Here is a 19437-nt window from a genome sequence, read left to right on the forward strand (position 1 = left end):
TGGGCAAGCCCCGCTCACTCACAGGATCACCCCCAGGGCGGCGAGCAGGACGGCGGCGGCGAGCACCGCGGTGGCGGCGCGCGGCAGGCCGGTGCGGTGTGCGGTGGCCAGGCGCCGGCCGAGGCGCACGGTCAGACGTCCGGTGCCTTCGACCGCTCCGTCGACCCCTGCCTCGTCGCCCAGTCGGGTACTGCGGGCGAGGGAGCGCACGGGTCGTACCAAAAGGAAATGCTGGACCTCGTCGAGCCAGAAGGCGCGCGCGAAGGCCGGCACGGTCGGCACGCCGCGCCAACCAACGACGGCGCCGGCGGCCAGCAGCGCCACCGGGAGCAGCACCCAAGCGTCGATCTTGGCCTCTTCGAGGCCGAGGGCCTCGCGGAACGCGGGCCAGAAGACGGCCAGCCCGAGTAGCGCGCTCGGGATGGCGAGGAGGGCGACCGGCCAGCGCATCAGCGGCGGGGCTTCGTGGCCGTGGGTGGTGGCGGGCCCGAAGAAGACGCCGCGCAGGAGGCGGGCGGCGTAGAGCGCGGTGATCGCGACGCCGGCAAGCGCTGTCAGCCACACCAGCCAGCCCACCCACGCCGGCGCGGGGCCGTGCGGGTGGTGGGCGGCGTTGATGATGCCTTCCTTGCTCCAGAAGCCGGCGAGCGGTGGGAGGCCGGCGAGCGCGCCGAGGCCGATCGCGAACGACCAGAACGTGACCGGCATGTCCCGCCGCAGCCCACCCATCCGCGACATCAGGTTGCTGCCGACCGCGTGGATCACGCAGCCGGCGGCGAGGAAGAGCAGCGCCTTGAACGCGGCGTGCGTCAGCAGGTGGAAAAGCGCGGCCGAGGTGGAGCCGACCGCGAGCGCGCCGGTCATGTAACCGATCTGGGAGACGGTGGACCAGGCGAGCACCCGCTTGATGTCGTCCTGCGCGGTCGCGGTGAGCGCGCCGAGCAGCAGCGTGATCGCGGCCATCACGCCCAGGACCGCCAGGACGGCACCGGTGAAGATCGGGTACAGCCGAGTGACCACGTAGACGCCGGCCGCCACCATCGTCGCGGCGTGGATGAGCGCGGAGATCGGCGTGGGGCCGGCCATCGCGTCGGGCAGCCACGTGTGCAGCGGGAACTGCGCGCTCTTGCCCGCCACACCCGCGAGCAGCAACAGGCCGGCGACGGTGAGCGTGGTGGTGCTGTAGTCGTGTGCGAGCACGTCGGCGATGCGGAACGTGCCGGCGCCGATGCCGAGCACCGCGATGCCTAGGAGGAAGCCGACATCGCCGACGCGGGTGACGATGAACGCCTTCACCGCGGCGGCGGGCGCCTCGGGCAGGCGGCGGTCGTGGCCGATGAGCAGGTACGAGCAGATGCCCATCACCTCCCACCCGACCAGCAGCATGATCAGGTCGCCGGCGACGACGACCAGCAGCATGGCGGCGGTGAAGAGGCTGACCTGGGCCGCGTACGGCGGGTAGCGGTCGTCGTCGGCGAGGTAGGTGACCGAGTAGACCTGCACCGCGAGGGCGACCACGCCGACCGCGACGGCGACGAGCACGGCGGGTTTGTCGACCCGGGCGCCGAAGGTGACGGTGAGGTCGCCGATCTGGAGCCATTCTCGGCTCGTGTCCGACGTGTCGAGAAATATGGCTGCTAGCAGGGCGCCGGCCGCACCGACGACCGCGACGGTCGCCGCGGCCTTGCGCGCCCTCAGGGGCAGCAGGAGGCCGATGAGCGCGGCGGCGAAGGGCACGGCCGGGAGGAACACCCCCGGGATCACGCGTCGACCCTTTCCAGCGGCACCTCGTCGACGGCCACGCTCGCGCGCAGGCGGTAGAGCTGGAGCACGATCGCCAGCCCCACCCCCACCTCGGCGGCGGCGATCACGATCACGAAGAGCGCGAAGACCTGCCCGGTGTGCGGCAGCGCGGACCGCACCGTGGCGTCGGCGGTGATCAGGATCAGGTTGACCGCGTTGAGCATGAGCTCGACGGACATCAGCAGCAGGACCGCGTTGCGGCGGCGCAGGACGCCGTAGACGCCGATGCCGAAGAGCAGGGCGGCGATGACGTACGGGATGACCGGCCTCATCGGTCGACCCGCTCGCCGATGTCGGGGCGGGACACCACGATGGCGCCGACCAGCGCGGCGAGCAGGAGCACGGACAGCACCTCGAAGGGCAGCACCCAGGAGCGGAAGATCTCGCTGCCGAGCCGCTCGGCGGTGCCCGCCTCGGGCATGTCCACTGTGGTCCACCGGAACGCGTCGATCAGCAGCGCCGCGAGGCCCAGGCCCGCGCCGCCGCCGACCAGCAGGGCCGGCCACCCGGGGCGGTCGAGGTCGTCCGAGGCGCCGATCGGGGCGCGGGTCAGCATCACCGCGAAGAGCAGCAGCACCACGACCGCGCCCACGTAGATCAACACCTGCACCCACGCCACCAGCTCCGCGGTGAGCACCAGGTAGAGGCCGGCCATGGCGCCGAGGCAGACCACGAGGTACAGCCCGGCGCGCACCAGGTGCTTGGTGGTGACGACGAGCAGGGCCGAGCCCACCGCCACGGCACCCAGCCCCAGCAGCAGCACGTCGGTGGCCGTCACGTCTCGGCCTCATCGGCTGGCGAGGTCCGTTCCGAGGAGCGCGGCGAGGAGGCCGGACCGCGCCGGCCGACGGGGCCAGCGGGAGCGGGGCGATCGCCAGCGGGGAGAGCCTTCTTGGCCGCGGTGCTCTCTTCCTTGGACGGCTCGCCGTTGGGGTCGTGGACGGGCGGCGGCGGCACGGTGGCCATCCAGTCGCCCAGCCGCTCCTTGTCGTGCAGGAGGTCGCGGATGTCGTACTCGGCGTACTCGAACTCGGGCGTCCAGTAGAGCGCGTCGAAGGGGCACGCCTCGATGCAGATCCCGCAGTACATGCACAGGGAGAAGTCGATGTCGAAGCGGTCGAGCACATTGCGCTGGCGTGCCCTGGCCGCGCCGGGCACGACCACCTCTTCCTTGTGCGAGTCGATGTAGATGCACCAGTCAGGGCACTCGCGGGCGCACAGCATGCATACGGTGCAGTTTTCCTCCAGCAGCGCGATCACTCCGCGCGACCGCGGCGGGAGGTCGGGCTCCACATCCGGGTACTGCTGCGTGTGCGACCTGCGGGTCATCGTCTTGAGGGTGACTGCCAGCCCTTTAACCAGACCCTCGCCAGGCACGCTCATGCCGCATATCCTGCACCGTCAGCCGCTGGGGCGCGAGCACCACGGCGAATGGACCTGCTCTTCGCCCACGCCAGAAGACAGAGAACTGGGCTACCGCGATGTCCGCCGTGGTCCAGACCGTCAATCCCGCAGCAGATCGTGGTACGCCACTGCTGTCATAGGGGCGGGTTCGTACCAAGACCTACTGAAGTAGCCGGGGACCGGAGCCTCGACGCTAACTTGCCAAGATCTGCCGGAGCAGGCTCCTGGGTTGAGCCGGACGACCGCGGAGGGTGAGGCGGCAACCGAGGGCACAGCGGCGGCTCACAGCTAAATCGAGTCGGACTCCAAGAAGGCTCACCCCGACCGCGGGAGGACTCCAGACGACGAAACTCCGGAAGTCGAGGAGCCCAGGCGGGTCATGATCCAGGGCCGCCCTGACGCACGGGTATCCCTTGGAATGAGTCGTCTAGGGGCTGAGTGCGGGCGGGGCTCGCGCTAATGCGCTTCGTCCCTCTGGGTCGGCGGGGCGGCCCGATCGGGGTTGGTTGCGGCCTCGGGTTGGCGTGGTGATCGTTGACCCGAAAACTGCGCGACACGCCGTCGAGAGCGCGGATTTGGGTCAACGATCACGCCGCCACGGTGACTCAAGCGGGCCGCGGAGGGTGAGGCTGCGGGAGCAGCGGTCCGGACCACGACGAGCGTCGCGGTAGCTCAAATCCTCGTTGTGGAGATCGACTTGGCGTGGCTGGTCAGGCGCCCGGTGGGGTGGCTGGCTCGCCGGCGCCGCCGGGCGGGACGAACTCGACGCCTAGCTGCTGGAGCACCTGAAAGAGCTCGTTGACGCTCCACACGTCGCTGATTTTTCCGTCACCGTCGAAGCGCAGGAACGTGGCACCCGAGTAGCTGACCACCTCGCCGGTCGGCGGCACCGGCCCGAACTGACCGGTCTGCGTGCCGGCCGCGCGCCAGTGGATTGCCGCGCGCTCGCCGTCCACGAGCAGGTCAATGATTTTGTAGCGCAGGTCCGGGAAGGCGGCGCGGCGCTCACCGTGCCAGGCCAGCACGCCCCGAGGGCCGCTTTCGCCCAGCCCCGGACAGTCGGAGGCGACCAGGTCGTACGCCGTTTGCTCCTGGTTGCCATTCCACACGTCAGAAACGAACTGTCGTACCGCTGTGTCCACATCGACCACGGTGGCGCAGCTTACATCACAACCTTGACCGCCGCGGTGAGCACCAGCTGTGCCAGCGCGAGTGGCACGAGGATCAGCCAGCACAGGCGTTGCAGCTGGTCTTCGCGCAGGCGGGGTACGAGACGCGGAGCCAGATGATCACAAAGGACACCGCGAAGACTTTGACGAGCGTCCACAGCCACCCGAGGTAGTCGTCGCCGAACGGGCCCTGCCACCCGCCCAGGAAGAGCACGGTGGTGAGGGCGGCGATGACCACGATGCCCACGTACTCGGCGAGGAGGAAGAACGCGAAGCGCAGGCCGGTGTACTCGGTCATGTACCCGAAGACGAGCTCGGAGTCGGCGATCGGCATGTCGAAGGGCGGGCGCCGGATCTCCGCCACGCCGGCCACGAAGAAGACCACCATCGCGGGCGCCTGCCACAGCAGCCACCACGGCTCCCACGCCTCGACGATGCCGGGCAGCGAGAGCGTGCCGGCCGCCATGGCCACGCTGGCGGCGGCGAGCACCAGCGGCAGCTCGTACCCGAGCAGCTGCGCTGCCGCGCGGAGGCCGCCCAGCAGGCTGTACTTGCTGGCCGACGCCCAGCCGGACATCAGCACCGCCACCACGCCCACTCCCACCACGGCGAGCACGAAGAAGAGGCCGATGTCGAGCGGCTCGCCGACCAGGTCGCCGGGGCCGAGCGGGATGACGAGGAGCGCGAGGAGGTACGGCACGAGGGCCACCACCGGCGCCAGCCGGAACACCTGCCGGTCGGCGGCGCCCGGGGTGACGTCCTCCTTCTGCACGAACTTGACGCCGTCGGCGATCAGCTGGGCCCAGCCGTGGAAACCGCCCGCGTACATCGGGCCGAGCCGCCCCTGCATGTGCGCCATGACCTTGTGCTCGGCCTGCCCGACGAGCAGCGGCAGGGTGAGGAAGGCGACCACCACACCGGCGACCCGGATGATCAGCTCCAGCCAGAGCGGCATCAGCGACCCTCCTCCGGCGCGTCCGGCGCGGTCGTGGGCGCCGGCCGGGTCTGCTGGGCGTTGGGCCCCCACTCCCCCGGCGCGGGCACGCCCGGCGGGCGCATCGGGGCGCGCTTGCCGCCGCCGTGCCCGGACTCGCCCGGCTCCTTGGCGCCCGGCCACGGCTTGGCCACACGGGACGCCAGCACGAACTCCTTGCGCAGCGGGTGCCCCTCGAACTCCGGCGCCAGCAGCAGCGGCCGCAGCTCGCCGTGCCCGGGAAAGTCGATGCCGAACATCTCGTGCGTCTCCCGCTCGTGCCACGCCGCGCCGGGATAGACCGCCACTACCGACTCGACGGCCGGCGTGTCGCGGGGCAGGCGGGTGCGGACGAGCAAGCCGTGCCGCAGCGTCGTGGACCAGAGGTGCGCCACGACCAGGAAGCCCTCGTCGAGCTCGTCGACAGCGGAGAGCCAGTCGAAGAAGTCGAAGGCCAGCGCGGCGTCGTCGCGGGCGGCGAGCAGCGCCGCGGACCAGGAAAGCGCGGGCACGTCGACGGTCGCGCGGGCGTGCGTCTGGCCGCCGGAGACGGACGCGACGGCGTCCTGGGCGGGCCCGAGCACTTCAACCAGCCGCGCACCGACCTCGTCCGGCGTCATGCGGGCAGTTTAGGGCCTGTACGTCCGATCCCGGTGCAGTGATGTCAGGCGGTGGTCGTGGCGATCACGGCGCCGGGGAGCAGGGAGTCGACCTCGGCGCGGGGCGGCGGGAGCGCGCCGGGGCGGGAGCAGACGGCGGCGGCGGTCGCGCTCGCGTACCGCAGGGCGCGGGTGACCGACTCGACCGCGAGGTCGCCGCCGAGGCTCGACAGCAGGCCGGTGGTGAAGGCGTCTCCCGCGCCGACCGTGTCCGCGACCGTGACGGGCGGCGCGGCGCAGACGGTCACGAGCCCGTCGTGTACCGCCACCGCGCCCTCGCCGCCCCGCGTCACCACGACCAGCCGCGGCCCCATCGCCAGCCACCGCCGGGCCACGGCGACGTCGACCTCGTCCGGGCACAGCCAGCGCAGGTCCTCGTCGCTCACCTTGACCACGTCGGCGGAGCGGACGATCTCCTCCACCCGGGCCAGCGCGCCCGCCCGGTCACCGACGAGAGCGGGGCGGATGTTCGGGTCGTACGACACGAGTGCGCCGGCGCGCCTGGCCGCCTCGACGACCGCCAGGGCCGCCGCGTCGCCGGGCGCGACCGCGGTGGCGAGGGAGCCGGTGTGCACGCAGTCGACGCCGGTGAGGTCGGGCTTGCCCGCGTACGCCCAGGTGAAGCGGAAGTCGTAGGTGGCCGCGCCCGCCGCGTCGACCCGCGCGAACGCGACGCTCGTGGCCGGCGTGTCGACGAGCTCGCCGGCCGACACACCAAACGTCTCCAGGTGTGAGCGGAGCAGCCCGCCGAACAGGTCGGTGCCCACCTCGCTGGCCAGCCGCACCTCGTGCCCGTCGGCGGCCAGGCCGACCGCCACGTTGAGCGGGCTGCCGCCAGGCGTCGCCGCGAAAGACCACGAGCCGTCACGGCTGATCAGGTCGACCAGACTCTCGCCCACCACCAGAAACGCCACGAGCGTAAGGATAGGCACATGAGCGCCACACCCTCGCTGCCCGTCATCGACATCTCGCTGCCCGGTGACGGCCCGGCCCGCGCGATCGAGGCGGCCTGCCGCGACACCGGCTTCTTCTACGTCACCGGGCACGGCGTCCCGCCTAAGCTCCTCGCCGACCTGGACACGGCGGGGCGGGCGTTCTTCGCGCTGCCGGAGGCGGAGAAGATGCGGATCTCGATGGACCGCGGCGGCCGGGCGTGGCGCGGGTACTTTCCGGTGGGCGGGGAGCTGACCTCGGGGCGGCCGGACCTCAAGGAGGGCATCTACTTCGGCACCGAGCTGCCTGACGGCCACCCGCGGGTCCGCGCCGGTCTCCCGCTGCACGGCCGCAACCTCTTCCCAGAGGGGGTACCGGCGCTGCGCCCGGCCGTGCTCTCCTACCTGGACGCCCTGACCGGCGTGGCGCAGGACGTGTTGCGGCTGGTGGCCCGGAGCCTCGACCTGCCCGCCGACTACTTCGCGGCCGGCTACACGGCCGAGCCGACGGTCCTCTTCCGGATCTTCCACTACCCGCCGTCGCCTCCGGACAGCGACGACTGGGGCGTGGGGCAGCACACCGACTACGGCCTGCTCACGCTCCTCGCCCAGGACGCCAACGGCGGGCTGCAGGTGCGCACGCCGGGCGGCTGGATCGACGCGCCGCCGGTGCCGGGCACGTTCGTGTGCAACATCGGCGACATGCTCGAACGGCTCACCGGCGGCTGGTACCGCTCGACGCTGCACCGCGTGCGCAACGTGAGCGGGCGCGACCGCCTCTCGTACCCCTTCTTCTTCGACCCGGACTTCACGGCCGAGGTGCCGGCGCTCCCGCCGCGGGCCCGGACCACCGCGGCGGGCGCCCCTCGGTGGGACGGCGCGGATCCTCGGGCCTTCTCGGGTACGTACGGCGACTACCTGCTGGGGAAGGTGTCCAAGGTGTTTCCCCAGCTCTCCGGCGACGTGCTCTGAAGCCGTCACGCGTGGGCACCCAGTCGACGCCGTCCCGGCTGTCGACCGTCCAGCCCAGCGCCGACGCCGCCGACAGCACGACGAGGAACGCGACAAGCACGACGAGGTCCATCACAGGTACCTGGACCAGACCTCTTCGACCATGTCGTGGCCGAAGGCACGCGCCTTCTTCTCCTCGTCGAGGGTGAAGCCCAGGCGCTGGTAGATGCGGTGCGCGTCGACGGTCTTGTCGTACGTCCACAACATGATCCGCCGGTAGCCCGCGCGGCGGGCGAAGCGCAGGCACTCCTCGACAAGCCGCCCGCCCACGCCCAGCCCGCGCGCGGCCGGCTCGACCAGCAGCAGGCGCAGCTGCGCGGTGGTGTCGTCGCGGCCGACGCAGAACACGCAGCCGACCGGCGCGCCGTCGACCTCGGCGATCCAGGCGGCCTCGCGCCGCGGGTCGTGGCCGGCCGCGTAGTCGGCGACCACGCGGGCCACCAACGCCTCGAAGGTCTCGTCCCAGCCGAACTCGCGCGCGTAGATCGCGCCGTGCCGCTGCACCACCCAGCCCAGGTCGCCCGGCGCCGGCGGCCGCAGCACCACGAGGTCGGCCGGCGCGCGCTCGCCGAGCAGCTCGCGGATCGTGCTCATCGCGCCCAGCAGCCGCCGCTGGTCGACCTCGCCGAGGCGGCCGATCAGCTCGGCGATCTGCGCGTTGCTGCGGTGCTCCAGGTCGGTGTCGACGACGCGGCCGGCCTCGGTCAGCTCGATCACCTGCCGGCGCGCGTCGGTCGCGGACCGGGACCGCCGCACAAGCCCGTCGGCCTCGAAGCGGGCCAGGATGCGGCTCAGGTAGCCGGCGTCGAGGCCCAGCCGGCGGCGCAGGTCGACCACCTCGACGGCGTCGCCCTGACCGAGCTCGAAGAGCAGGCGGGCCTCGGTCAGCGTGTACGGCGTGCTCAGCAGCCCCTCCTGGAGCACGCCGATGAGGCCCGTATAGAAGCGGTTGAACGCCCGAACCTCACTCACAGAATCGCCCATTGCCCACCCCGCTGCGCTCACTCATTGCCGACCTCAAAGAATCCTTTGACTTCGTCAACTATCTCGTGAACCTGCGCGACAGGCAAGAGCGGGCTGAGAATGAGTCACATGCGGGCAATCGCCGTCACCCCAGGCACGAAGGACTCATTGCGCCTCATCGAGGACGCGCCGGAGCCACCCGAGTCGGAGGGACAGGTGCTCGTCGAGGCCCTCGCGGTGGGGGTGTGCGGCACCGACCGGGAGATCATCGCCGCGGACTACGGTGACGCGCCGCCCGGCGAGGACCTGCTGATCCTCGGCCACGAGTCGCTGGGCCGGGTGATGGAGGATCCGACCGGCACGTTCCAGCGGGGAGACCTGGTCGCCGGCATCGTGCGCCACCCCGACCCGGTGCCCTGCCTCAACTGCGCGGTCGGCGAGTGGGACATGTGCCGCAACGGGGAGTACACCGAGTGCGGGATCAAGGAGCGGCACGGCTTTGCCCGCGAGCGGTGGCGGGTGGAGCCGGACTTCGCGGTGCGGCTCGACCCGGCGCTCGCCGAGGTGGGCATGCTCCTCGAGCCGACGAGCGTCGTGACCAAGGCGTGGGAGCACATCGAGGCGGTGGGCCGCCGCGCGCACTGGGATCCGCAGACCGTGCTCGTCACCGGCGCCGGGCCGATCGGCCTGCTCGCCGCCCTGCTGGCTACGCAGCGCGGGCTGACCACGCACATCCTCGACCGGACCGACGCAGGGCCGAAGCCGGAACTCGCCTCGCGGCTCGGTGCGACGTACCACACCGGGCAGGTCAAGGACCTCGACTTCGAGCCGGACATCGTCGTGGAGTGCACCGGGGCGCCGCCGGTGGTGGTCCAGGTGATCGACAAGGTCGGCCGGGACGGCGTGGTGTGCCTGACCGGCGTGTCGTCGGCCGGCGAGCGGGTGGGCGTCGACGCCGGCGCGCTCAACCGCGCGGTCGTGCTGGAAAACAACGTGGTCTTCGGCTCGGTCAACGCCAACCGCCGGCACTGGAGCGCGGCCGCCGGCGCGCTGGACAAGGCCGACCGCGCGTGGCTGGGCGACCTGATCACGCGCCGCGTCCCGGTGGACGGCTACGCCGAGGCGTACGCCCCCGGGACGGGGACATCAAGGTCGTCCTAGGGTTTTAGAACGATCTTGCCGACCACCGCGCGGTCGTCGAGCATCCGCAGCGCCTCGGGCGCCTCGGCCAGCGGCAGGCGGGCCGCCACCTGCGGCTGAAGCTCGCCCTTGCGCAGCAGGTCGATGACGGTGGCGAGGTCCTCGTCGAAGTGGTTCTTGTGGTTGATCGAGTAGAACCGGCCCCGCCGGCCGTTGGGCAGCAGTGACCACCAGATCAGCCGGCCCATCGCGCTCACGAACGGCATCATCCGCCAGCCCTTGTCATCGAGGGTGGCCGCGCTGCCATACACGATCAGGATGCCGCCACGGCCGAGCGCGGCCCACGACCGCTTGAGGCCAGGGCCGGCGGCGTGGTCGAAGACCGCTGCCACCCCGCCCGGCGCGTGCTGGCGCACCCGCTCGACAAGCAGCGGGTCGCGGTAGTCCAGCGGGATCGCGCCCATCTCGCGCACCTTGTCGTGCTTGCCCGGCGAGGCCGTGCCGATCACCCGCGCGCCCGCCCGCAGAGCCAGCCGCACCAGCAGCGTGCCGACGCCGCCGGCCGCGCCGTGCACCAGCACCGTCTGGCCCTCGGCCACCTTCGCCACGCGATGGATCATCTGGTACGCCGTGACGCCATTGGTGATCAGCGCGACCACCTCGGCGGCGTCCAGGTCCTCGGGAACCGGCACCAGGTGCGCGGCGGGCAGCACCACTCGCTCGGACCACGCGCCGGTGCGGGTCATGGCGGCGACCCGGCCGTCGAGCGTGACGCCCGGCCCGGCCGCCTCCACCTCGCCGACCAGGTCGTAGCCGGGGACGAACGGAAACTTCGGCTGCGCGTAGTAGCGCCCGCGCAGCATCTGCACCTCGGCGAACGCGACACCGGTCGCCTCGACCTTGAGCCGCACCTGGCCCGGGCCGGGCTCGGGCAGGTCGCGCTCTGCGATCTCCAGCACCTCGGGACCGCCGGCGTGCGGCATGACCACCTGCGTCGTCTTCATGGTTAGATCCTGTCTCTTTGATTAGAAGCTCTTGGTTTAGTTAGAAGCTCTAACTCAGGTTAGACTCTCCCACATGGAAACCGCAAGCCGCCGGGAGAGACTTCGGGCACAGACCCGCGAGGAGGCCAAGGCGGCGGCACTACGGCAGATCGCCGCGGCCGGGCCGCAGTCGCTGTCGCTCAACGCGATCGGCAAGGAGCTCGGGATGAGCGGGCCGGCCCTCTACCGGTACTTCGCCGGGCGGGACGAGCTGCTCACCGAGCTGATCAGCGACGGGTACCACGACCTGGCGGACGCGGTGGAGGCGGCGGGCGAGGCGGCGGCGGACGCGGAGCCGGCTGACCGGATCCGGGTGCTCACCCGGGCGTACCGGGAGTGGGCGCTGGCCCAGCCACACCGCTACCTGCTGCTGTTCGGCACGCCGGTGCCCGGCTACGCGGCTCCGGCGCACACGATCCAGGCGGCGAGCCGCACGCTGAGCGCGTTTCTCGAACCGATCACGGCGCTCCGCCCGGCCTCGCGCGCGCCGGAGCTGGAGGAGCAGTTCGCGGCGGGCCTCGCCGACCGCGACCCGGACCACCGCTGGTCGGGCGCGGCGCTGCGGCTCGGCGTGACCGGCTGGACCCGCATGCACGGCGTGGTCAGCCTGGAGGTGGAGGGGCACTTCGCGCCGATGGGGTTCGACCCCGGCCTCCTGTTCGAGGCCGAGGTCGAGTCGTTGATCGCGGAAGCTAGCGGGTCAGAGGCCGGGTAGCTTTCCGTTGCGGAAGAGGTCCACGAAGATCTGGTGGTCCTCGCGGGCGCGGATGCCGTACTCGTGGGCGAAGTCCACCAGGTGCGCGGCGAAGCCCTCCGGGTCCCGGTCGACCGCCGCCACGATCGCCTCCTCGGTGGAGAAGTCGACGAGGTCGTGGCTGGACTCGTCGTCGGCGACCGAGTGCATGCGGGCCACCGCGCGCCCGAGGTCGGTGACCACGCCGGCGAGCTCGTCCGGCTCGTTCACGTCGGCCCAGTCGAGGTCCGCCGCGTAGGGCGACACCTCCGCGACAAGCTGGCCCACTCCCTGCAGCTCGGTGAAGCCCAGCCACGGGTCGGCGTGCGCCTGGAGTGCCCGCTGCGACTCGGCCGTGCGGTGCCCCTGGTGCGTGAAGTAGCCCCGCACCCGTCCGTCGGTGATGTGGCGGGCGACGGCGGGCACCTGGGCCTGCTTCATGTAGATGACGACGTCGTTTTCCAGCGCCTGGGTGTGCCCCTCCAGCAGCAGGTTGTACGACGGCAGCCCGGCCGAGCCGATGCCCACGCCTTTGCGCAGCACCACGTCCTTGATGTGCGTGGCGACCGGCCGCAGCGCGGCGGTGGCCTCGGGCAGCGTGGTGAGGTACTGCTCGAACGCGGCCACCACGGTCGCCCGCATCTGCGCGTCGATCTCGTACACGCCGTCGCCCAGCGAGAAGCGCCGCTCGTAGTTGTCGATCGTCGTCTGCTCCTTGAGCAGGTCGACCCGCGTGTTGAGCCGCGCCTGCTGGAGCACGGTGCGCAGGACGCCGTCCGCGTTCTCCAGCGTGATCGAGCCGATCGCGTCGTCACCGCCGGCGGCGATGGCCCGCAGCTCGGTCAGGTACGCGCCGGCGAACCGCGTCACCAGGTCGCTGATCACGCCGTCGGAGAGCGCCTTGGCGTACCCGATGAGCGCCACGCTGGCCGAGAAGCGCTTGAGGTCCCACGAGAACGGCCCGACGTACGCCTCGTCGAAGTCGTTGACGTTGAAGACGAGCTGCCCGGACGAGTTCATGTACGTGCCGAAGTTTTCCGCGTGCAGGTCACCGTGTATCCACACCCGGCTCGTCCACTCGTCCAGGAACCTCTGATCGGCGAAGTCGCCGGTCATGTCCGCGTAGAAGAGGGCGGCGCTCCCCGGTAGAACGCGAACGGCGAGGCGGCCATCTTCCGGAACTTGCGCCGGAACGCCGCCGGGTCCAAGGCCATGAGCTCGCCGAACTCTGCCAGCAGCACGTCGACAATCTTGGCCGGACGCTGATCATTGCTCATAAGTCCGCAGGCTAGACCCGCTCCGCCAGGGTTTTGTCAGCCACGCGACTTCATCGCGTCACCGATCGGTGCAGGGTGCTCACCATGCCGGTCCATGTCTTCGTCGGCTACGCCGGCCCCGACCGCCCGTGGGCCGAGTGGGTGGCGTCGGGCGTGGTTCGAACGGTCCCGCTACACGACGGACGAGTGGGCGTCCGCCGTGGCGACGCGGCAGCCGCTCGTACCGCTGCGGATCGAGGAGGTCGAGCCGCCACCGATCCTCGCGCCGCTCGCGTACGTGGACCTGTTCGGCGTGGACGAAACCCAAGCCCGCGAACGGCTGCGCCGGGCGCTGGAAGGTCCGCGCCGGTCCCTTCCCGGCGGGCGCCGTCCCCCGCCTTCCGGGCTCCCGCCCGGGCGTCTGGAACGTGCCGCCCAGGCTGCGCGCGTTCACCGGCCGCACCGCGCACCTGGCCGGGCTGCGGGAGAGGGCTGTCGGCGGGTGAGCGGGCGGTGGTGCAGGCCCTGCACGGGCTGGGCGGCCTGGGCAAGACCCAGCTGGTACCCGGACGCCTTGGCCCTGGACGAGGAGTCGCTGCGCGGCTGCCGGCGCACGTTCGGCGCGGACCGCCCCTACACGCTGGCGTGCGCGGCGAACCTCGCGCTCACCCGGCGCGTACTGGGCGGGTAACCCCCTACATCCGCAGGTGGGCGTCGCCCGTCACGACGTACTTGGTGGAGGTCAGCTCGGGAAGGCCCATCGGGCCGCGGGCGTGCAGCTTCTGGGTCGAGATGCCGATCTCGGCGCCGAAGCCGAACTCGCCGCCGTCCGTGAAGCGGGTCGAGGCGTTGACCATCACCGCGGCCGCGTCGACGTGGGCCACGAACTCGCGGGAGGCGGCCACCGACTCGGTGACGATGGCTTCGGTGTGCTGGGTGCCGTACCGGCGGATGTGCCGCACCGCGTCCTGGAGTGAGTCGACGACGGCGGCCGAGATGTCCGCGGAGAGGTATTCGGCGGCGAAGTCCTCGTCGGTGGCGGGCACGACGGCGGACGAGTAGGCCGCCACGCGGGGGTCGCCGTGCACGGTGACGCCCGCCTCGGCGAACGCGTCGAGCATGCGCGGCAGGAACGCGTCCGCCACGCCGGCGTGCACCAGGAGCGACTCGGCGGTGTTGCATGTGGACAGTCGTTGGGTCTTGCTGTTCATCACGACGGCGAGTGCCTTGTCGAGGTCGGCGGCCGCGTCCACGTACACGTGGCAGTTGCCCACGCCGGTCTCGATGACCGGCACCGTCGACTCCTCGACCACCGCCTTGATCAAGGAGGCGCCGCCGCGGGGGATGAGGACGTCGACAAGGCCCCGCGCGCGCATCAGCTCCTTGACCGAGTCGCGGGTGGTGGCGTCGAGCAGCTGCACGGCGTCGGCGGGCAGGCCCGCGGCCTCGACCGCGTCGCGCAGGACGGCGGTCAGCGCGGTGTTGGAGTGGACCGCGGAGGACGAGCCGCGCAGGAGGGCGGCGTTGCCGGACTTGAGGCAGATGCCGGCCGCGTCGACGGTGACGTTGGGGCGGCCCTCGTAGACGATGCCGACCACGCCGAACGGCACGCGGATCTGCCGCAGCTCCAGGCCGTTGGGCAGGGTCGAGCCGCGCACGACCTCGCCGACCGGGTCGGGCAGGGCGGCCATCTGCCGCAGCGCGTCCGCCATCGCGGCCACCCGGCCCTCGGTGAGGGAAAGACGATCTATCATGGCCGCGGTCAGGCCACCTTCGCGGGCCGCATCCACGTCCGCGGCATTTCCGGTCAGAATCTCCGGGGTACGGGCCATCAGCGCCTCAGCCATTGACAGCAGCGCCGCGTCCTTGGTGGCCCGTGTGGCGGTGCCCAGCGCGGTGGCGGCCTCGCGGGCCCGCCGGGCCTGCTCGTTGACGCTCATCAGACTTCTCCTTCTAGAGCAGGACCAGGTCGTCGCGGTGGACAACTTCACGTTCGTACCCCGGGCCGAGCGCCGCAGCGAGCTCCACAGTGGAGCGACCGAGCAGCGACGGCAGCTCGACCGCGTCGTAGTTGACAAGGCCGCGAGCCACCGGGGCGCCGGAGGAGTCGACGAGGTCGACCGGGTCGCCCGCGGTGAAGGCGCCGTCCACAGCGGTGATGCCGGCCGGCAGCAGTGACTTGCGCCGCGCCACGACCGCCTGCACCGCTCCCGGGTCCAGGTGCAGCCGCCCGCGCGGGGAGGTGGCGTGTGCCAGCCAGAAGAGGCGGGCGGTGGGCCGCTGGCGTACCGGATGGAAGAGAGTGCCCACCTCCTCGCCGGCCAGCGCCGCGGGGGCGAGTGGCGCGGCGGTCAGCACCACCGGGATGCCGAACCCGGTGGCGATGCGCGCGGCCTCGACCTTGGTGACCATGCCGCCGGTGCCGACGCCCGCCTTGCCGGCCCGGCCGAGCGTGATGCCCGCCAGGTCGGCCTCGCCGCGCACATCAGTGATCTTGCGGGTGTCCGGCCGCGCCGGGTCGCCCGTGTAGAGCGCGTCGACGTCGGACAGGAGCACAAGCAGGTCGGCGTGTACCAGCGCGGCGACGAGCGCGGCCAGCCGGTCGTTGTCGCCGAAGCGGATCTCCTCGGTGGCGACGGTGTCGTTTTCGTTGACGATCGGGACGGCCCGCATGTCGAGGAGCTTGCGCAGCGTGCGGTACGCGTTGCGGTAGTGCGCGCGCCGGGTCACGTCGTCGACGGTCAGCAGGACCTGGCCGACGATGAGGCCGTGGCGGTCGAAGCTGGCGGCGTACCGCCCGATGAGCAGCCCCTGCCCCACGCTGGCCGCCGCCTGCTGGGTGGCCAGGTCGCGCGGTCGGCGCGGGATGGCGAGCGGGGAGAGGCCGGCGGCGATCGCGCCCGAGGAGACGAGCACGACCTCGCGGCCGTCGGCGCAGAGCCCGGCGAGCACGTCGGCGAGGGCGTCGACGCGCGCGGTGTCCAGGCCTCCGGTGGCCGTGGTCAGCGACGACGAGCCGATCTTGACGACGACCCGCCGCGCTGAGGTGACTGCTTCGCGCACCCAACCATTCTGCATAGGCTGTGTTTCCGTGAGCCCGGAGGAGTACGTCGAGCAGGTTCTCGCGCTCGTCGAGCGGATACCACCGGGGCGTGTGATGTCGTACGGGGCGATCGCCGACTACCTGGCCGACCGCTCCGGCCGCTCCTCCGCCCGGCTGGTGGGGTCGATCATGGCGCGGTACGGCGGCCCGGTCCCCTGGCACCGCGTCGTCAACAACGCCGGCCGCGTGGTGCCTGGGCACGAGCTGGAGGCGATGGCCCGCCTGATCGGCGAGGCCACCCCGATGCGCAACGGCCGTGTCGACATGAAGAAGGCTGCCTGGTCGCCCGACCCCACCGGTTGATCAGGGACTTGGTGGGACGACACGCCGCGCGCCACGCCCACCAACTCCCTGATCAACTGCATCAAGGGGGCTAGGTGACTGCGCCTACGCCGCCGCGTCTGGGGTCGCCGGCTGCTCCCGCTACGCCTACCGCGCTGACGCCGCCGAAGTAGTGGTCCATGTTGGGCCAGCGGGTTACCTCGTAGCCGGCTGTCTCCAGCGCTTGCAGCTCGTCTTCGGGGTAGCCGAGCTCGGCGTGCACGGTGTTGTCCACGACGTGAAAGCGTGGGCGGGCGATTGCGGACGGCATGTCGAGGCCGTCGACCAGCACGCCGAGGAGGGTGTCGACGAGCGCGGTACGGATGCGCGAGGCACCGGCCGAACCTGCGGCGACCACCAGCTCGCCGCTGTCGTCGACCACCACGAGCGGGCACATCATCGACTGGACGCGGCCGCCGGGTGAGAGGCCGGGCGTCATCAGCTCGCCCTCGCCGAGCATCGAGTTGAGGTTGATGCCGAAGCCGGGCAGCCACACGCCGGCCCCGATGCCGAGCGTGGTGGTGATCACGCAGGCGTCGCCCTCGTGGTCGACCACCGAGATGTTCGTGGTGTCGCCGAGCCGCTGGCGGCCACGGGTGCGCAGCGCGTCCGCCACGGCGACGGCCCGCGACGGGCGTGACATGGTGGCCAGGTCGGCGGGGAGCGCGGCGAGCGTGTCGATGGTGCCGTTGAGGTCGTGCCGGGCGTACACGTGGGCGCCGCCGACCAGCGCGTGACCCACCTCGAGCTCCAGCACCCGGTACGCCGCGAGGTCGGCCGGGCCGAGCGCGCCGCCCTCCGCTCGCACGGTGTCGACCATCAGGCGCCCGAGGCGGCCGGTGTAGAAGGTCGCCGGGCCCTCCTCGGCGAGGATGGTGAGCGCGCGGTCGAGGCCGGGGTGGTGCAGCAGCTCGCCGCCCTGCAGCAGCTCGCCGGCGGGCGCGTAGATCGCGGCGCCTTCGCCGGGCAGCAGCGCGGGCGCGACCGAGATCAGGGTGCGGGCCTGCGCGGCGGGCAGTACCACCCCGCTGCTGGCCAGCGTGATCGCCGGCTCGACGACGCGGTGCCAGGGCAGCCGGCCCCAGCGCCGGTGCACCTCGCCGCAGCCGGCCGGCACGCCGGGCACGCCGACGCTGGCGCCGCCGATGGAGTACGTCTGTGGCACGCGGCCGAAGTACACCTCGATCGGCACCATCGGCCCCGCGACGATGTCCCCGTCGAGTCCCGGATTGGAGCAGAAGAAGTCCAGACACGTCACGGTCTGTGTCGACGCGTCGTAGTACGTGGCGAAGCCACCCCCGCCGATCCCGGTCAGGACGCTCTCGCTGGTCGTAGTGGCGAGCACGGCCGCCACCGCGGCGTCGGCCGCCGAGCCGCCCGCGGCGAGAATGCGCAGCCCCACCTCGGCAGTGGCCGGATGACCTGCGGCTACGCCAGCGGGCACGCGCTTCGCCTCCGTCCGGAGCGGCGCGGCGACCTTCGTCGCCGTCGGGACACCAATAGTCACGCGCCGCAGCGTAGAACCAACTTCCGCTGCGCGCCGGCAGATGACTAACATCCGCGACCATGAACGACGCGTTGCCACGCAGGGTGCACGCCGGGTACGCGTCGGGCTCGTTGGCGACCGGCACCTTCGGCACGGTGCCGGGGCTGCTGTTACTTCCGTACCTCACGGACACGATGGGCGTCGCCGCAGGGGTGGCCGGCCTTCTTGTGCTGGTACCCAAAGCGTGGGACGTGCTCGTCAACCCCGTCGCCGGACGGATATCCGACAGGTGGGGCGGGCGTCGGCCGTACCTCCTCGGTGGTGGTTTCGCCCTTGCCGTGCTCTTCGCGGCGATCTTCGCCGCGCCCGCCGGGACCGGCGCGGGCGCCGCGGCCTATGTGGCGGTGGCGTTCCTGGCGACCGCGACGGCGTTCGCGTTCTTCCAGGTGCCGTACGTGGCGATGCCCGCGGAGATCACCGACGGGTACACCGAGCGGACCCGCCTGATGACGTGGCGGGTGGCGTTCCTCGCGCTGGCGATCCTCATCTCCGGCGCGGTGGCGCCGCTGGTGGTGAGCGCGGGCGGCGACGGCATACCCGGACACCGGTGGATGGGGCTCTTCTGCGGCGCCTTGATCGTGGTCGGCGCGGTGGGCGCGTACGTCGGCACCCGCGGCGTTTCCACCAGCGCGGCGCGGGAGAGCGAGCCGAGCCTGCGCGCCCAGTTGCGGGTGGCGGCGGGCAACCGGCCGTTCCGGCTGCTGCTGCTCTGTTTCGTGGTCCAGGCGGCGGGGATCGGCACGATGCTCGCCGGCGTGAAGTACTTCGCCGACCACGTGATCGAACGGCCGGACGACGGGCCGACCGTGCTCTTCGCCTGCTTCGTCGGGCCGGCGTTGCTGGTGATGCCGGTGTGGCGGCGGGTGGGGGCGCGGGTCGGCAAGCGGCGCGCGTTCGTGTGGGCGTCACTGATCTTCGCGGTGGGCGCGCTCGCGCTGGTGGCCGCGCCCGCGCTGCCGCCGGTCGCGGTCTACCTGCTGGTCGCCGCGGTCGGCTGCGGGTACGCCGGCGAGCAGGTCTTCGCGCTGTCGATGCTGCCGGACTGCATCGCGTACGACACCACGCGCACCGGCCGCCGCCAGGCCGGCGTCTTCACCGGGCTGTGGACGGCCGGCGAGACGCTCGGCCTCGCGCTGGGACCCGGGATCTACGCGGTGGTCCTCCAGATCTCCGGGTACGTCTCCTCGGACAGCGGCGACGCGGCGGTGCAGGACGGCACCGCACGGCTGGGCGTGCTGCTCGGCTTCACGGTGCTCCCCGCGGTCGTGGTCGGCGCGGCGGTCCTGCTGATGCGCGGATACGACCTGGACGAGCAGCGTCTGTATCGCGGGGCGATAGCGAGTGAGCATCGTAGGGAGCGCTAGCGACCGAGGAGCGGAGG

General features: G+C 72.0%; 17 protein-coding genes and 3 pseudogenes. 6 read left to right on the forward strand and 14 right to left on the reverse strand.

Annotated features, from left to right (window positions below):
- Positions 1–18 precede the first annotated feature (18 nt).
- The 8 genes and pseudogenes from Phou_RS15470 to Phou_RS15505 form a co-directional block, all read right to left on the reverse strand.
- Positions 19–1764, reverse strand: coding sequence for an NADH-quinone oxidoreductase subunit 5 family protein (locus tag Phou_RS15470; protein WP_173056678.1), 1746 nt, complete (start codon positions 1762–1764; stop codon positions 19–21).
- Positions 1761–2075, reverse strand: coding sequence for an NADH-quinone oxidoreductase subunit NuoK (nuoK, locus tag Phou_RS15475; protein ID WP_173056679.1), 315 nt, complete (start codon positions 2073–2075; stop codon positions 1761–1763). Before nuoK ends, Phou_RS15470 begins: the two co-directional genes overlap by 4 nt.
- Positions 2072–2581: an NADH-quinone oxidoreductase subunit J family protein gene (locus tag Phou_RS15480; RefSeq protein ID WP_173056680.1), complete on the reverse strand. Its 510-nt coding sequence runs from the start codon at positions 2579–2581 to the stop codon at positions 2072–2074. The genes nuoK and Phou_RS15480 overlap by 4 nt, the downstream gene beginning before the upstream one ends.
- Positions 2578–3186 (reverse strand): NuoI/complex I 23 kDa subunit family protein, encoded by a 609-nt coding sequence (locus Phou_RS15485; RefSeq protein WP_173056681.1) that lies wholly within the window; start codon positions 3184–3186, stop codon positions 2578–2580. Before Phou_RS15485 ends, Phou_RS15480 begins: the two co-directional genes overlap by 4 nt.
- A 731-nt stretch (positions 3187–3917) precedes the next feature.
- Positions 3918–4358 carry an ester cyclase gene (locus tag Phou_RS15490; protein ID WP_173056682.1) on the reverse strand — a complete coding sequence of 147 codons (441 nt, stop codon included), beginning with the start codon at positions 4356–4358 and terminating at the stop codon, positions 3918–3920.
- Between the two features lie 11 nt (positions 4359–4369).
- A pseudogene (locus Phou_RS15495) lies at positions 4370–5331 on the reverse strand (complex I subunit 1/NuoH family protein).
- Entirely contained in the window at positions 5331–5969 is a 639-nt protein-coding gene (locus tag Phou_RS15500) for an NADH-quinone oxidoreductase subunit C (RefSeq protein ID WP_173056683.1), read from the reverse strand. The pseudogene Phou_RS15495 and the gene Phou_RS15500 overlap by 1 nt, the downstream one beginning before the upstream one ends.
- A 44-nt stretch (positions 5970–6013) precedes the next feature.
- Positions 6014–6922, reverse strand: coding sequence for a carbohydrate kinase family protein (locus Phou_RS15505; RefSeq protein ID WP_173056684.1), 909 nt, complete (start codon positions 6920–6922; stop codon positions 6014–6016).
- An 18-nt stretch (positions 6923–6940) separates the two neighbouring features.
- Here Phou_RS15505 and Phou_RS15510 point away from each other — a divergent pair, with 18 nt between their 5' ends.
- A complete protein-coding gene (locus Phou_RS15510; RefSeq protein ID WP_173056685.1) occupies positions 6941–7912 on the forward strand; it encodes an isopenicillin N synthase family dioxygenase in 972 nt (323 codons plus the stop codon).
- Between the two features lie 111 nt (positions 7913–8023).
- Here the strand turns inward: Phou_RS15510 and Phou_RS15515 are convergent, their stop codons facing one another.
- Positions 8024–8923, reverse strand: a complete 900-nt coding sequence (locus tag Phou_RS15515; protein ID WP_218579029.1) for a bifunctional helix-turn-helix transcriptional regulator/GNAT family N-acetyltransferase — start codon at positions 8921–8923, stop codon at positions 8024–8026.
- Positions 8924–9043: 120 nt separating this feature from the next.
- Between Phou_RS15515 and Phou_RS15520 the strand changes: the two are divergent.
- A pseudogene (locus Phou_RS15520) lies at positions 9044–10083 on the forward strand (glucose 1-dehydrogenase).
- Here Phou_RS15520 and Phou_RS15525 read toward each other — a convergent pair.
- A complete protein-coding gene (locus Phou_RS15525; RefSeq protein ID WP_173056688.1) occupies positions 10072–11058 on the reverse strand; it encodes a medium chain dehydrogenase/reductase family protein in 987 nt (328 codons plus the stop codon). The pseudogene Phou_RS15520 and the gene Phou_RS15525 sit on opposite strands and share 12 nt — an antisense overlap.
- 73 nt (positions 11059–11131) lie before the next feature.
- On the opposite strand from Phou_RS15525, the gene Phou_RS15530 reads away from it, so the two are divergent.
- Positions 11132–11812, forward strand: a complete 681-nt coding sequence (locus Phou_RS15530; protein ID WP_173056689.1) for a TetR/AcrR family transcriptional regulator — start codon at positions 11132–11134, stop codon at positions 11810–11812.
- Here the strand turns inward: Phou_RS15530 and Phou_RS15535 are convergent.
- Positions 11798–13107: pseudogene (locus Phou_RS15535) on the reverse strand (DUF2252 domain-containing protein). The gene Phou_RS15530 and the pseudogene Phou_RS15535 overlap by 15 nt on opposite strands.
- 94 nt (positions 13108–13201) lie before the next feature.
- On the opposite strand from Phou_RS15535, the gene Phou_RS15540 reads away from it, so the two are divergent.
- A complete protein-coding gene (locus Phou_RS15540) occupies positions 13202–13777 on the forward strand; it encodes a toll/interleukin-1 receptor domain-containing protein (RefSeq protein WP_173056690.1) in 576 nt (191 codons plus the stop codon).
- Positions 13778–13781: 4 nt separating this feature from the next.
- Here Phou_RS15540 and Phou_RS15545 read toward each other — a convergent pair whose 3' ends face one another.
- Complete coding sequence (locus tag Phou_RS15545) at positions 13782–15026, reverse strand: glutamate-5-semialdehyde dehydrogenase (protein WP_246273571.1); 1245 nt, start codon at positions 15024–15026, stop codon at positions 13782–13784.
- A gap of 13 nt (positions 15027–15039) precedes the next feature.
- The gene (gene proB, locus Phou_RS15550; protein WP_173056691.1) at positions 15040–16149 is read right to left on the reverse strand and encodes a glutamate 5-kinase; all 1110 of its coding nucleotides are present in this window, start codon (positions 16147–16149) and stop codon (positions 15040–15042) included.
- A 28-nt stretch (positions 16150–16177) separates the two neighbouring features.
- Here proB and Phou_RS15555 point away from each other — a divergent pair, with 28 nt between their 5' ends.
- On the forward strand, positions 16178–16492 hold the full coding sequence (locus tag Phou_RS15555; RefSeq protein ID WP_173056692.1) for an MGMT family protein: 315 nt from the start codon (positions 16178–16180) through the stop codon (positions 16490–16492).
- Positions 16493–16562: 70 nt separating this feature from the next.
- Here Phou_RS15555 and Phou_RS15560 read toward each other — a convergent pair whose 3' ends face one another.
- Complete coding sequence (locus Phou_RS15560; protein WP_308784453.1) at positions 16563–18017, reverse strand: gamma-glutamyltransferase; 1455 nt, start codon at positions 18015–18017, stop codon at positions 16563–16565.
- A gap of 59 nt (positions 18018–18076) precedes the next feature.
- On the opposite strand from Phou_RS15560, the gene Phou_RS15565 reads away from it, so the two are divergent.
- Complete coding sequence (locus Phou_RS15565; protein ID WP_173056694.1) at positions 18077–19420, forward strand: MFS transporter; 1344 nt, start codon at positions 18077–18079, stop codon at positions 19418–19420.
- Positions 19421–19437: the final 17 nt, after the last annotated feature.

This window comes from Phytohabitans houttuyneae (genome assembly GCF_011764425.1).
Lineage (GTDB): Bacteria > Actinomycetota > Actinomycetes > Mycobacteriales > Micromonosporaceae > Phytohabitans > Phytohabitans houttuyneae.

Excerpts from the sequence above, each read along its gene's own strand:
- nuoK (WP_173056679.1), bottom strand. The coding sequence starts at position 2,075 with ATGAGGCCGGTCATCCCGTACGTCATCGCCGCCCTGCTCTTCGGCATC.
- Phou_RS15485 (WP_173056681.1), bottom strand. The coding sequence starts at position 3,186 with ATGAGCGTGCCTGGCGAGGGTCTGGTTAAAGGGCTGGCAGTCACCCTC.
- Phou_RS15500 (WP_173056683.1), bottom strand. The coding sequence starts at position 5,969 with ATGACGCCGGACGAGGTCGGTGCGCGGCTGGTTGAAGTGCTCGGGCCC.
- Phou_RS15510 (WP_173056685.1), top strand. The coding sequence starts at position 6,941 with ATGAGCGCCACACCCTCGCTGCCCGTCATCGACATCTCGCTGCCCGGT.
- Phou_RS15525 (WP_173056688.1), bottom strand. The coding sequence starts at position 11,058 with ATGAAGACGACGCAGGTGGTCATGCCGCACGCCGGCGGTCCCGAGGTG.
- Phou_RS15530 (WP_173056689.1), top strand. The coding sequence starts at position 11,132 with ATGGAAACCGCAAGCCGCCGGGAGAGACTTCGGGCACAGACCCGCGAG.
- Phou_RS15540 (WP_173056690.1), top strand. The coding sequence starts at position 13,202 with ATGTCTTCGTCGGCTACGCCGGCCCCGACCGCCCGTGGGCCGAGTGGG.
- Phou_RS15545 (WP_246273571.1), bottom strand. The coding sequence starts at position 15,026 with ATGAGCGTCAACGAGCAGGCCCGGCGGGCCCGCGAGGCCGCCACCGCG.
- Phou_RS15565 (WP_173056694.1), top strand. The coding sequence starts at position 18,077 with ATGAACGACGCGTTGCCACGCAGGGTGCACGCCGGGTACGCGTCGGGC.